This is a genomic window from Kitasatospora sp. NPDC033851 (genome assembly GCF_055576085.1).
Window position 1 is genome coordinate 1 of sequence record NZ_JBVIRL010000002.1, and the last position, 12,798, is coordinate 12,798.

Sequence of the window (12,798 nt, forward strand, 5' to 3'; positions counted from 1 at the left end):
ATAAAACGAACACGCCGAATAAGAACCGAGCCGCGACGCACAAATGCAGACGCAACCCAGCCCGAACCTGGGAAGTGGTGTTTCAGAGGATTGGCTACCCCGGGACCGTCCGCGCCGATGCGTGTCCGGTGCTCCCTGCCGAGCAGCTCGAAGAACTCTACGCGCTTCGGCAGGCTGATGCAAACGCGGATGCGGCGTGCGGGCAAGAGCACGCCGGCCGGACCCCGGGAGAGGGGTCCGGCCGGCGTGTCCGCGCGGTGCGGGCTCAGCTGTTGGTGGGGAAGCCGAGGTTGATGCCGCCGTGCGACGGGTCCAGCCAGCGCTGGGTGACGGCCTTGCCGCGGGTGAAGAACTGCACGCCGTCCGGGCCGTACGCGTGGGCGTCGCCGAAGAGCGAGGCCTTCCAGCCGCCGAAGGAGTAGTAGGCGACCGGCACCGGGATCGGCACGTTGATGCCGACCATGCCGACCTCCACCTCGAACTGGAAGCGCCGGGCCGCGCCGCCGTCGTTGGTGAAGAGGGCGGTGCCGTTGCCGTACGGGTTGGCGTTGATCAGCGCCAGGCCCTCCTCGTAGGAGGAGACGCGCACGACCGAGAGGACCGGGCCGAAGATCTCGTCGTTGTAGACGGACATGCCGGGCTTCACGTGGTCGAACAGCGTCGGGCCGAGCCAGAAGCCGTCGGCGGTCGGGGTGCCGTCCTTGTCCTCGGCGGTGACCGGGTGCTTGCGGCCGTCCACGGCGAGCTCGGCGCCGTCGGCGACACCGGACTCCACGTAGGAGGTGACCTTGTCACGGTGCTGGCCGGTGACCAGCGGGCCCATCTCCGAGTCGCCGTTGCAGCCCGGGCCGACCTTGAGGGTGGCCACCCGCTGCTTGATCTTCTCGACCAGCTCGTCGCCGATCGGGTCGACCGCGACCAGGACGGACACCGCCATGCAGCGCTCTCCCGCCGCGCCGAAGCCGGCGTTGACGGCGGCGTCGGCGGCCAGGTCCAGGTCGGCGTCGGGCAGGACCAGCATGTGGTTCTTGGCGCCGCCCAGGGCCTGCACGCGCTTGCCGTAGCGGGTGCCGGTCTCGTAGACGTAGCGGGCGATCGGGGTGGAGCCGACGAAGCTGACGGACTTGATGTCCGGGTGCTCCAGCAGGCGGTCGACGGCCACCTTGTCGCCGTGCACGACGTTGAAGACGCCGTCCGGCAGGCCGGCCTCCTTCCACAGACCGGCCAGGAAGTCGGCGGCGGACGGGTCCTTCTCCGAGGGCTTCAGGACGACGGTGTTGCCGGCCGCGATGGCGATCGGGAAGAACCACATCGGCACCATGGCCGGGAAGTTGAACGGCGAGATGATGGCGACCGGGCCGAGCGGCTGGCGGATCGAGTAGACGTCGATGCCGGTGGAGGCCTGCTCGGTGAAGCCGCCCTTGATGAGCTGCGGGATTCCGCAGGCGTACTCCACGACCTCCAGGCCGCGGGCGATCTCGCCCAGGGCGTCGGAGTGCACCTTGCCGTGCTCCGCGACGATGATCGAGGCCAGCTCGTCGCGGCGGGCGTTCAGCAGCTCCCGGAAGGCGAAGAGCACCGTGGCCCGCCTGGCGACCGAGGCGGTGCGCCACTCGGTGAAGGCCGAGGCGGCGGCGGCCACGGCCTGGTCGACCTCGGCGATCCCGGCGAAGTCGACGTGACCGGCGACCTGACCGGTGGCCGGGTCGAAGATGTCGCCGCGACGGGGCGCCGCACCCGCGGTGGCGACCGGCTTGCCGCCGATCCAGTGAATGATGTGCTTGCTCAAGGTCGTCTGCCTCCGAAGTCCCGGGCGGCGTCCTGCCACCGGTCCGGTCTGGCGCCGCCCGCGAGTGGGCCGGGCGACGGAAATTCACGGGGCTACCGCGCTCGTCTCCAGTCTGCTCGCCGCTTCGGCCCGGCTCAACGAACAGGCTGACGGGGATCTCGGATTCAGCCTTACAGGTCGTCCGGTCGCTACTCCGAACGTGTTCCGCCCACCACGTTGCTCAGGCTTCGTCGTCCTCCGGGGACGGATCCTCCGAAGGTGAACCCTCCGGGTCCGGGTCCTCCGGGTACGGGTCCTCCTGGTCCGGGTCCTCCAGGTAAGGATCGTGCAGCCCGTCCGCCGCCTCCTGGGTCTCCAGCAGGTCCAGCCGCAGGTCCTGCGCCCACGCCAGCGCCCACCGTTTCCGCTCGTCCACCCCGCCGGCCGGAACGCCCCGGGCGCGGAACCGCCCGTCCGCCGCCTCGGCGAGCGTCTCCAGCCGGTCGGCGAGCGCCGCAGGCTGGAAGTCCGGGTCCAATTCCCGTGCCAGTGCGAGCAGTTCGCCCTCCCGGTAGCAGCGGGTGAGCGCGTGGACGTCGATCAGGTCGCGCGGCATGCCTCGGTCCACGAGCAGCGCGGTGGTCAGCGCCGCCACGTCCTCCAGGGCGACGACCGGCAGCACCACCGGTGGCTCGTCCGGCCCGGGCGCGCCGAGGTCGAGCCGGACCGGCCGATGGGCCAGCGGTTCCTTGCGCAGCTCCACCGAGTGCGTCCGGCCGCCCAGCGCCAGCCGGACGGTGAGCTGCTCCAGCCGCGGGGTGCCCGGTCGCTCGGCCACTCCGCCACCCGCCGCGCGGTACGCCTCGGCCAGCGCGTCGGCGACCTCCGGCAGGTCGGCGCCGCCGGTCACCAGGGTGAGCCCGTCCTGTGCGCAGGCCGCGACGCCGTGGGCGCGCAGCGCGTGCCCACCGGCCAGGGCGAGGCCGTACCGGTCGCAGACCGGCGCGGCCAGACCGGCCAGGCGCAGCTGGGCGGGGCCCGGTCGGAGGGACGCGTCGACGGCGTGCGGGGCGGTGGTCACGCCTCCAGTCTGACGCGACCGCCCGTCCCGCGCGCCATCGTCAGCCCCCTCACCACCGGCCGAACCACCCGCCGAAACACCCGCTGAAACACCCGCTGAAACACCCACCGAAGCCGCCGAACCACCCGCCGGACCCCCCTCACCACCCGCCGAGCCCTGCCGCCGCCTCGTGCAGGGCGAGTTCCAGCAGCACCGGGTCGTTGAGCCGCCCGGAGCCGCCCGGCGGGACGAGCCAGCGCACGCCCCGGCTGTTGTGCTCGGGGTGCGGGACGACGATCCAGGTGCCCTCCCCCGCGCTGCGCACGCCCGTGCCGACCCAGCGGGCGGCGGTGCCGAGCGGCACCAGGAAGCTGAGGTGCTCCTCGCCGAAGTCGGTGAGGACGGGGCCGCAGGAGCCGGTGTCCAGGATCTCCAGGGCGGGGCGCCCGAGCCGTCCGGGGACGGAGAGGACGTCCCAGCGGCGGCCGGCCGGGAGCAGCATCAGGCCGAGCCCGGTGCGTTCCCAGTGCTCCCGGAAGAACTCCGGGTCCGCCGCCACCTGGGCGAGCCAGTGCAGTCCGGTGCTCTCCATGTCTGTCCCCGCTTCTTGCCGCTCGTACTGTTCGGGCGCGGCGGGAAAGGCCGAGACCCGCCGTCACCAAGGAGAGGCGGACGGCGGGTCCCGATTACACGGGTCGCGGGGGTCAGCTGTCGAAGCCCAGCCCCAGGCGGTCGAGCGTGCGCAGCCAGAGGTTGCGGTGGCCGCCGTTGCGGTCGGCCCGCTCCAGCGACCGGGTGGTGATCTCGATGCCGGCCCAGCGCACCGGCTCGGGCGGGAACGGCAGCGGCTTGCTGCGGACCATCTCCAGCGAGGTGAGTTCGGTGCGCTCGCCCGCGAGCAGGTCGAGCATCACCTCGGCGCCGAAGCGGGTCGCGCCGACGCCGAGCCCGGTGTAGCCGACCGCGTACGCGACCTTGCCCCGGTACGCGGTGTCGAAGAACGCCGAGAACCGGCTGCAGGTGTCGATCGCGCCGCCCCAGGCGTTGGTGAAGCGCAGGCCCTCCAGCTGCGGGAAGCAGCGGAAGAAGTGGTTCGCCAGGGTGCGGAAGGTCTCCGGTCGCTGGTCGTACTCGTGCCGGACGTGGCCGCCGTAGTGGTAGACCGCGTCGTAGCCGCCCCAGAGGATCCGGTTGTCGGCGGAGAGCCGGAAGTAGTGGAACTTGTTGGCGCTGTCGCCGAGCCCCTGCCGCCCGCGCCAGCCGATCGAGGCGAGCTGCTCGTCGTTGAGCGGCTCGGTCATCAGCGCGTAGTCGTACACCGGCACGATGTACGGGCGGACCCGCTTGAGCAGGGACGGGAACACGTTGGTGCCGAGCGCGACCCGGCGGGCGAAGACCCGGCCGTAGGAGGTGCGGGCGGCCATGCCGCTGCCGTACTCCCGCAGGTCGGTGGCCCGGGTGTGCTCGTGGATCCGCACGCCCTGGCTCAGGCAGGCGTCCTTGAGGCCCCAGGCGAGCTTGGCGGGGTGGACCATCGCCACGCCCTCCTTGTCCCAGAGGCCGCCGAGGAAGGTCGGCGAGTTCACCTCGGCGCGCAGCTGGTCGGCGTCCAGGACGGTGATGTCGAGGCCGTGGCGGGCGACCGCCTCGGCGACCTCGTGGAGCTCCTCGACCTGGTGGGGCTGGGTGGCGACGTCGATCTCGCCGGTGCGTTCCCACTCGGCGTCGATGCCGTAGCGCTTGAGGGTGGCCTCGATGCCGTCGAGGTTGGCGGCACCGAGGCGTTCCAGCTGGGCGAGTTCGGACGGCCAGCGCTCCAGGCCGTTGCCGAAGCCGTGGGTGAGGCTGGCCGCGCAGAATCCGCCGTTGCGCCCGGACGCGGCCCACCCGACCTCGTTGCCCTCGACCAGCACGACGTCCAGCGAGGGGTCGCGTTCCTTGGCGATGAGGGCGGTCCACAGGCCGGAGTAGCCGCCGCCGACGACCAGCAGGTCGCAGGTGGTGTCGCCGACCAGGGCGGGCAGTGCCGCCGGCCGGCCCGGGTCCTCCAGCCAGAAGGGGGTGGGCCTGGCGTCACTGAGTGCGCGAGCGGAGTCCATGCATTATCAGCCACTTTCCACGGATAGGTGTCATGTCGGGCCACCGCTGACCGACCGTACGTCAGGCGGTGGCCTTCCTGCGGTTGCCGAGCCCCTGGCCGGCGACGGTCAGCGCGACGGCGGCGAGGAACATCGCGGTGCCGATGACGTTCACCTGCACCGGGATGCCGCGCTGCGAGGCGCCCCAGACGAACATCGGGAAGGTGACCGTGGTCGGGCCCGAGTTGAACTGGGTGATGATGAAGTCGTCGAAGGAGAGCGCGAAGCTGAGCAGCGCACCCGCCGCGATGCCGGGCGCCGCCAGCGGCAGGGTGACCCGGAGGAAGGTCTGGGTGGGGGTCGCGTAGAGGTCCTGGGCGGCCTGTTCGAGCCTCGGGTCCATGCTCATCACGCGCGCCTTGACCGCCGTCACCACGAAGCTGAGGCAGAACATGATGTGCGCGATGAGGATGGTGGTGAAGCCGAACGGGATGCGCATGTTGAGGAAGAGCGTCCCGAGCGAGGCGGCCATGACCACCTCGGGCATGGCCATCGGCAGGAAGATCATCGCGGTGGTGGCGGAGCGGCCGCGGAAGCGGAAGCGGGCCAGTGCGAAGGCGACCATGGTGCCGAGCACGGTGGCGCCGATGGTGGCGAACACCGCGATCTGCAGGCTGAGCGAGAGCGACTGGCACATGTCGGCCACGCCGCAGGGGTTGGTCCAGGCGTCGGTGGAGAACTCGTTCCACTCGTAGTTGAACTTGCCCACCGGCTTGTTGAACGAGAAGGCGAGCACGACCAGGTTGGGCAGCACCAGGTAGGCGAGGGCCAGCAGGCCGGCCAGCACTACCAGGTGGGCGCGGACCCACTTCAGAATCCGGGACATCAGACCAGTTCCTCCGTCCCGGCCTTGCGCATGTAGACCGTCACCATGCCCAGGATCAGGGCCATCAGGATGAAGCTCAGCGCGGCGGCCGTGGGGTAGTCGAGCACGTTCAGGAACTGTTTCTGGATGCCGTTGCCGACCATCTGCTCGCTCGGCGAGCCCAGCAGCTGGGCGTTGATGTAGTCGCCGGAGGCCGGGATGAAGGTCAGCAGGGTGCCCGCGACCACGCCCGGCAGCGAGATCGGGAAGGTGACCTTGCGGAAGGTGGTGAACGGCCGGGCGTAGAGGTCGCCGGCCGCCTCGTGCAGGCGCGGGTCGATCCGCTCCAGTGAGGTGTACAGCGGAAGGATCATGAACGGCAGGAAGTTGTAGGTCAGGCCGCAGACCACCGCGAGCGGCGTGGCCAGCACCCGGTCGCCGGAGGTGAGGCCGACCAGGTTGGTGAGGTCCAGGACGTGCAGCGCGTTCAGCGCGCCGACCACCGGGCCGCCGTCGGACAGGATGGTCTTCCAGGCCAGCGTGCGGATCAGGAAGCTGGTGAAGAACGGCGCGATGACCAGGATCAGGATGACGTTGCGCCAGCGCTTGCTCGCCTTGAAGGCGATCGTGTACGCGAGCGGGTAGCCGACGGCCAGGCAGAGCACGGTGGCGACAGCGGCGTAGGAGAACGAGCGGACGAAGTGCCACTTGTACTCGACCAGCGCGTCCCAGTACGTCGAGAGGTGCCAGGTGACCTTGAAGCCCTCTTCGAGCGAGCCGGTCTGCAGCGAGGTGGACGCCTGGTAGAGCATCGGGACGGCGAAGAAGACGACCAGCCAGGCGACGCCGGGCAGCAGCAGCCAGTACGGGGTGAGCTTGCGCTTCGGCTTGCGCTCGGCCGTCGGCAGCGGGCTGCCGTCGGGGGGTATGGCCTGGGGCGGCGCGGCCGGGGTGGTGGCGGTCATGCGGCCTCCTCCGCGGTGCCCGCGTCGATCGCCTGCGAGGCGTCCAGGGCGAAGGAGTGCGCCGGGTTCCAGTGCAGCCGGACGGCGGCGCCGGGGACGATCCGGGCGTCGCGCTCCATGTTCTGCTCGAAGACGGTGACCTCCTGGCCGCCGTCGATGCGCACCACGTACTGGGTGGAGACGCCGATGAAGCTGGAGTCGAGCACCGTGCCGGACAGCTTGTTGCGGCCGTCGGCGACCTCCTCGGAGGCGTGCGTGATGGTGAGCTTCTCCGGGCGCACGCCGAGGTGGACGCGCTTGGCGTCGGTGGCGCAGCGCGCCTTCGGCACGGCGAGGCGGACACCGCCCGCGCTCAGCAGCAGGTCGCCGCCCTCGGTGCCGGTGACCTCGGCGGGCAGCAGGTTGGACTGGCCGAGGAAGTTCGCCACGAAGGTGGTGGCGGGGTTCTCGTACAGCTCGGCGGGCGCGCCCAGCTGCTCGACCCGGCCGCCGTTCATCACCGCGATGGTGTCGGCCATGGTCATGGCCTCCTCCTGGTCGTGGGTGACGTGCACGAAGGTGATGCCGACCTCGGTCTGGATCCGCTTGAGTTCCAGCTGCATCTGGCGGCGGAGCTTGAGGTCGAGCGCGCCGAGCGGCTCGTCCAGGAGCAGTACCTGCGGGTGGTTGATCAGCGCGCGGGCGACGGCGACGCGCTGCTGCTGGCCGCCGGAGAGCTGGTGTGGCTTGCGCCGGGCGTACTGGCCGAGCTCGACCAGCTCCAGCATGTCGTCGACCTGCTTCCTGACGTCCTTCTTGCCGCGCCGGCGCAGGCCGAAGGCGACGTTCTCGAAGATGTCCAGGTGCGGGAAGAGCGCGTAGCTCTGGAAGACGGTGTTCACCGGCCGCTTGTACGGGGGCAGGGCGGTGACGTCCTGGCCGCCGATCAGGACGGTGCCGCTGGTGGGCTCCTCCAGGCCGGCGATCATGCGCAGGGTGGTGGTCTTGCCGCAGCCGGAGGCGCCGAGCAGGGCGAAGAAGGAGCCCTGGGGGACGGTCAGGTCGAGCGGGTGGACGGCGGTGAAGGAGCCGTAGGTCTTGCCGATGCCGGTGAGCCGGACGTCTCCGCCGGCGGCCGCGTCGCGCTGCTGGTCTGTCATGGAGTGGTGTCTTCCTGGGTTTCTCTGCCGGGAGTGGGGGTCAGGCGCCGATGAGCTTGGAGAACTTCTGCTCGAAGTCGCTCTCCTCGCTCTCGGTGAGCGTGCGGAACACGTGCGCCTTGGCCGCCATCTCGGGGGTGGGTACGACCAGCGGGTTGGCCGCGGTGTCCGGGGCGAGGGTGGCGAGCTCGTCGGTCATCCCGGTGACGGCGGAGACGTAGCCGATGCCCGCGACCAGCTGCGCCGCGATCTTCGGCTGATAGTAGAAGTCGATCAGCTTTTCCGCGTTCGCCTTGTGCTGCGCCTTGGCCGGAACCAGCATGTTGTCGGTCGAGGAGAGGAAGCCCTTCTCCGGGATGACGAACTCGATGTCCGGGTTGTCGGCGCGCAGTTGGATCAGGTCGCCGCCCCAGGCGATGCAGGCCGCGATGTCGCCGGAGGAGAGTTCCTGACCGTAGTCGTTGCCGGTGAAGCGGCGGATCTGCTTGCTGTCGACGGCCTTCTGCAGCCGGGCGATCGCGGCGTCGAAGTCGTCGGCGGTGAACTTCGCGGAGTCCTTGCCCTGGTCGAGCAGCACCATCCCGATGCTGTCGCGCATCTCGGAGAGGAAGGTGACCCGGCCCTTCAGGTCGGGGTCGTCCAGCAGCTGGGAGACGCTGGTGACCTCCTTCCCCTTGGTCGCCTTCTTGTTGTACGCGACGACGGTCTGGATGCCGGCCCACGGGTAGGAGTAGAGCCGGCCCGGGTCCCAGTCGGGGGCGCGGAAGCGCGATTCGACCGTGGTGATCGCGGTGGTGACGTTCGCCGGGTCGAGCTTCTGCACCCAGCCGAGCCGGATCAGCCGGGCGGCCATCCAGTCGGTGAGCACCATCAGGTCGCGGCCGGTGTCCTGGCCGGAGGCGAGCTGCGGCTTGATCTTGCCGAAGAACTCGACGTTGTCGTTGACGTCCTCGTTGTACTTGACCTTGATCCCGGTGGCCTGGGTGAAGGCGTCCAGGGTGCCGTGCTTCTCCTTGTCCTTCTCGTCGGTGTCGATGTAGAGCGGCCAGTTGGAGAAGGCGACCTCCTTCTCCGAGTCCGAGAGGTCCTTGGCGGCGTTCGCGGTGGAGTCGCCGGTCGACCGGGGGGCCGCCGGGATGCCGCAGGCCGCCAGGGTGCCCGCTCCGGCGGTGAGGGCGGCGGCGCGCAGCAGGGTGCGGCGGCCGAGTGCGGCCCGGCCGCTGGTCAGGCTGCGCTCCCACGCCTTGCGGACCGGTTCGGGCAGACCGTCGGTGAGCTCGTTGAACGCCATGGAACGGGCCTCCTGGGGGGAGAGAGGGGGCGTGGGGGAAGCGCCCTTGTCCGGGGGTTATCTGTCTCCGAAGACGGTGCGGTGCCAGTCCTTGCGGGCCACCGCGGTGGTGTCGAACATGACGTGCTTGACCTGGGTGTACTCGTCCAGCGAGTACTGGGACATGTCCTTGCCGTAGCCGGACGCCTTGTAGCCGCCGTGCGGCATCTCGCTGATGATCGGGATGTGGTCGTTGACCCAGACGCACCCGGCCGCGATCTCCCGGGTGGCGCGCAGCGAGCGGTGCACGTTGCTCGTCCAGGCGGAGGCGGCCAGGCCGTACGGGGTGTCGTTGGCCAGCCGCAGGCCCTCGTCGTCGCCGTCGAAGGGCAGCACGACCAGCACCGGGCCGAAGATCTCGCCCTGGACGACCTCGCTGTCCTGGGCCGCGCCGGTGATCAGGGTGGGCGGGTAGTACGCGCCCCGGGTGAGGTCGGTGCCGTCGTGGCCCTTCTCCGGCACCTGTCCGCCGGTGACCACGGTGGCGTACGAGCGGGCGCGCTCCACGAAGCCGGCCACCCGGTCCCGGTGGGTGTACGAGACCAGCGGGCCGAGGTCGGTCCGCGGGTTCAGCGGGTCGCCGATCCGGATCGCCGCGAACAGCTCGGCCACCCCGGCCACGAAGGCGTCGTACAGCGGGCGCTGGACGTACGCGCGGGTGGCGGCGGTGCAGTCCTGGCCGCTGTTGATCAGCGAGGCGGCGACGGCGCCGTGCACGGCGGCGTCCAGGTCGGCGTCGTCGAAGACCACGAACGGGGCCTTGCCGCCGAGTTCCAGGTGGGTGCGCTTGACGCTCGCGGTGGCGATCTCGGCGACCCGCCTGCCGACGGCGGTGGAGCCGGTGAAGGAGACCATCGCGACGTCCGGGTGCCCGATCAGGTGCTCGCCGGCGGTGCGCCCGGCGCCGGTGACCACGTTGACCACGCCGTCCGGGATGCCTGCCGCGGTGCAGGCCCGGGCGAACATCAGCGAGGTCAGCGGGGTCAGTTCGGCCGGCTTGAGCACGATGGTGTTGCCCGCCGCGATCGCCGGGAGGATCTTCCAGGCGGCCATCTGCAGCGGGTAGTTCCACGGCGAGATCGAGCCGACCACGCCGATCGCCTCGCGCCGCACGTACGAGGTGTGGTCGCCGGAGTACTCGCCGGCCGCCCTGCCCTCCAGGTTGCGGGCGGCACCGGCGAAGAACGCGGCGTTGTCGATGGTGCCGGGGACGTCGAACTCGGTGGCCAGCTTGACCGGCTTGCCGGTCTGCGCGGTCTCCACCCGGGCGAGGTCGCCGCAGGCGTCGGTCAGCACGGCGGCCAGCCGGGTGAGCGCCTCGGAGCGCGCCCCGGGGGTGGCCGAGGACCAGCCCGGCAGGGCGGCCTTCGCGGCGGCGACGGCCGTGTCGACGTCCTCGGCGGTGGCCAGGGCGACCTGCTCGACCACGCTGCCGTCGGCGGGGTTGACGACCTGGAAGGGCTCGCCGTTCCCCCGGGTCAGGCGGCCCGCGATGTACTGCGCGCCCGCGCCGAAGTCGGTCAGGTCCATCTGGTTCCTCCAAGTGCCGGTGGTACGACTGAGCGACGGAGCGCCGCCTCCCGCCGTGGGGGTCTGCGGGGTGCGGGAATCCGTCCTGTCGATCATCGGGGTTGCGCGATCCTGACAGTCCGGTTGGCTCCGGACAAGGGATTCCACGGTTGCGTTCTGGTCAACGCGACGGATTCCGGCGTGAGGTCGGTTTTCCGCCACAGCCGACCCGCTGACCATGCCCGGTGCCGCCGGGGCGTGACAAGGGTCACTGCGACAATCTCGACACGAAGGGCCTTACAGGGTGCAAGGGTCCCGCCAGGGCAACAGGTCGTTGCGGGGATGGATGATTCACCTGACACTCTGACCACCTCTGCCCACCCGTCCCCGCTCTGGTCCCCCGGCCATGGAGGCCCGCGATGCTCCCCACCGTCGCCCGAGTACTCGACCTGGAGGTGATGCGGCGCGGCCTGCCCCAGGTCGTGGCCGGCGCCGACCACCTGGAGCGGCCGGTCCGCTGGGTCCACGTCAGCGAGCTGCCCGACGTCGCCGGGATGCTCCGGGGCGGCGAGCTGGTGCTGACCACCGGCATCGCGCTGCCCGAGGACCGCGAGGGCCTGGCCCGCTACGTCCGCGAGCTGGACGAGGTCGGGGTGGCCGGCCTGGTCGTCGAGTACGGGCGGCGCTACTTCGACACGCTCCCCCGCGCGCTGGTCAACGCCGCCGAGCAGCGCGGGCTGCCGCTGATCACGCTCCGCCGCGAGCTGCGCTTCGTCGCCGTCACCGAGGCCGTGCACGCCCTGGTGGTCAACGCCCAGCTGGAGCAGCTGCGCGCCTCCGAGTCGGTCCACCAGGTGTTCAACGAACTGGTGGTGGAGGGCGCCGAGCCGCCCGAGGTGATCCGGCAGGTGGCCCGGATGGCGGGCGGGCCGGTCGTCCTGGAGAACCTGGCCCACCAGGTGCTTGCCCACGACACCGCCGGGCGTCCGGAGGCCGAGGTGCTGGAGGACTGGGAGCGCCGCTCGCGCGGGGTCCGCCCGTCCGGCCGCACCGGCCACGACCCGCGCAGCGGCTGGCTGGTCACCACCGTCGGCGCCCGCGGCCAGGACTGGGGCCGGCTGGTGCTGGTCCTGGAACCCGGCCCGCTGCCCGAGGGCGAGACCCACCCGCACGCGATGCTGCTGGAGCGCGGCGCCTCCGCGCTGGCGCTCAACCGGCTGGTGGTCCGCGACCGGGAGAGCCTGGAGCGGCAGACCCACCGCACCCTGCTCTCCGGCATCCTCACCCACGCGCTGACCGTCTCCGAGGCGGCGCTGCGGGCCCAGGCACTCGGCGTCCCGCTGGAGGGCCGCCGGCTGGTCGGCGTGGTGCTGCGGCAGCGGCGCGGGCCGATCCCGGCCGCGCTGGAGGCGCAGTCCCGGCTGCGCGACTTCACCGAGCTGGCCGCGAGCGCGGTCCGCTCCTGCCGGCTCTCCGCCCTGGTCGGCGCGCTGGACGACGAGGCCGTCGGCCTGCTGATCTCGCTCGGCGCCCAGCAGGACGAGCACTCCGCGCTGGACTCCTTCTCCGCCGCCCTGCGCCGGATGTCCGCCGAGGCCGCCCGGGAGGGCGCCGACCCGGCGGGCCCGGTGGTCGCGGTCGGCTCCTCCGTCGGCTCGGTCCGCGACGCCCGGCGCACCCTGCTGGAGGCCACCCAGGTCGCCGACGCCGCCCTGCACGACGCGCCCGGCGGCGGCCGCACCTCCTCCTACTACCGGCTGCCGGACGTCCGGCTGCGCGGCCTGCTCCACCTGCTGCGCGACGACGCCCGGCTGCAGACCTACGTGGAGCGCGAGCTGGGCCCGCTGCTGGCCCACGACGCCGAGCACAACGGCCAGCTGGTGCAGATGCTGCGGATCTACCTGGAGCAGGGCCGGAACAAGTCGGCCGCGGCGGACGCCGCGCACCTGTCCCGGCCGTCCTTCTACGACCGGCTGCACAAGGTCGAGCGGATCCTCGGCGTCGACCTCGACCAGGTCGAGTCCTGCCTGTCCCTGCACGTGGCGCTGCTCGCCCTGGACGCCGTACGGCGCTGAGCCCCGCGC

At 71.5% G+C, this 12,798-nt stretch carries 10 protein-coding genes; 1 reads left to right on the forward strand and 9 read right to left on the reverse strand.

The window, feature by feature from the left end; translation table 11 throughout:
- Positions 1–265 precede the first annotated feature (265 nt).
- The 9 genes from ACZ51D_RS03225 to ACZ51D_RS03265 form a co-directional block, all read right to left on the reverse strand.
- Positions 266–1,789: a CoA-acylating methylmalonate-semialdehyde dehydrogenase gene (locus ACZ51D_RS03225; protein ID WP_360504704.1), complete on the reverse strand. Its 1,524-nt coding sequence runs from the start codon at positions 1,787–1,789 to the stop codon at positions 266–268.
- Positions 1,790–2,009: 220 nt separating this feature from the next.
- Positions 2,010–2,849 (reverse strand): nucleotidyl transferase AbiEii/AbiGii toxin family protein, encoded by an 840-nt coding sequence (locus ACZ51D_RS03230; RefSeq protein WP_465622221.1) that lies wholly within the window; start codon positions 2,847–2,849, stop codon positions 2,010–2,012.
- Between the two features lie 139 nt (positions 2,850–2,988).
- Positions 2,989–3,420, reverse strand: a complete 432-nt coding sequence (locus ACZ51D_RS03235; RefSeq protein WP_465622223.1) for a hypothetical protein — start codon at positions 3,418–3,420, stop codon at positions 2,989–2,991.
- A 112-nt stretch (positions 3,421–3,532) separates the two neighbouring features.
- Positions 3,533–4,927: an NAD(P)/FAD-dependent oxidoreductase gene (locus ACZ51D_RS03240; RefSeq protein ID WP_360504701.1), complete on the reverse strand. Its 1,395-nt coding sequence runs from the start codon at positions 4,925–4,927 to the stop codon at positions 3,533–3,535.
- A gap of 61 nt (positions 4,928–4,988) precedes the next feature.
- Positions 4,989–5,792 (reverse strand): ABC transporter permease, encoded by an 804-nt coding sequence (locus tag ACZ51D_RS03245; protein ID WP_465622224.1) that lies wholly within the window; start codon positions 5,790–5,792, stop codon positions 4,989–4,991.
- On the reverse strand, positions 5,792–6,736 hold the full coding sequence (locus tag ACZ51D_RS03250) for an ABC transporter permease (protein WP_465622226.1): 945 nt from the start codon (positions 6,734–6,736) through the stop codon (positions 5,792–5,794). The genes ACZ51D_RS03245 and ACZ51D_RS03250 overlap by 1 nt, the downstream gene beginning before the upstream one ends.
- Positions 6,733–7,875 carry an ABC transporter ATP-binding protein gene (locus tag ACZ51D_RS03255; RefSeq protein ID WP_465622227.1) on the reverse strand — a complete coding sequence of 381 codons (1,143 nt, stop codon included), beginning with the start codon at positions 7,873–7,875 and terminating at the stop codon, positions 6,733–6,735. The genes ACZ51D_RS03250 and ACZ51D_RS03255 overlap by 4 nt, the downstream gene beginning before the upstream one ends.
- Before the next feature lie 40 nt (positions 7,876–7,915).
- Positions 7,916–9,166: a polyamine ABC transporter substrate-binding protein gene (locus tag ACZ51D_RS03260; protein ID WP_465622228.1), complete on the reverse strand. Its 1,251-nt coding sequence runs from the start codon at positions 9,164–9,166 to the stop codon at positions 7,916–7,918.
- A 57-nt stretch (positions 9,167–9,223) separates the two neighbouring features.
- A complete protein-coding gene (locus ACZ51D_RS03265; protein WP_465661064.1) occupies positions 9,224–10,735 on the reverse strand; it encodes a gamma-aminobutyraldehyde dehydrogenase in 1,512 nt (503 codons plus the stop codon).
- Between the two features lie 398 nt (positions 10,736–11,133).
- On the opposite strand from ACZ51D_RS03265, the gene ACZ51D_RS03270 reads away from it, so the two are divergent.
- A complete protein-coding gene (locus ACZ51D_RS03270; protein ID WP_360504689.1) occupies positions 11,134–12,789 on the forward strand; it encodes a PucR family transcriptional regulator in 1,656 nt (551 codons plus the stop codon).
- The last annotated feature ends 9 nt before the right edge of the window (positions 12,790–12,798 follow it).

Coding starts and splice junctions, on each gene's coding strand:
- ACZ51D_RS03235 (WP_465622223.1), bottom strand. CDS start 3,420: ATGGAGAGCACCGGACTGCACTGGCTCGCCCAGGTGGCGGCGGACCCG.
- ACZ51D_RS03240 (WP_360504701.1), bottom strand. CDS start 4,927: ATGGACTCCGCTCGCGCACTCAGTGACGCCAGGCCCACCCCCTTCTGG.
- ACZ51D_RS03245 (WP_465622224.1), bottom strand. CDS start 5,792: ATGTCCCGGATTCTGAAGTGGGTCCGCGCCCACCTGGTAGTGCTGGCC.
- ACZ51D_RS03250 (WP_465622226.1), bottom strand. CDS start 6,736: ATGACCGCCACCACCCCGGCCGCGCCGCCCCAGGCCATACCCCCCGAC.
- ACZ51D_RS03255 (WP_465622227.1), bottom strand. CDS start 7,875: ATGACAGACCAGCAGCGCGACGCGGCCGCCGGCGGAGACGTCCGGCTC.
- ACZ51D_RS03260 (WP_465622228.1), bottom strand. CDS start 9,166: ATGGCGTTCAACGAGCTCACCGACGGTCTGCCCGAACCGGTCCGCAAG.
- ACZ51D_RS03265 (WP_465661064.1), bottom strand. CDS start 10,735: ATGGACCTGACCGACTTCGGCGCGGGCGCGCAGTACATCGCGGGCCGC.
- ACZ51D_RS03270 (WP_360504689.1), top strand. CDS start 11,134: ATGCTCCCCACCGTCGCCCGAGTACTCGACCTGGAGGTGATGCGGCGC.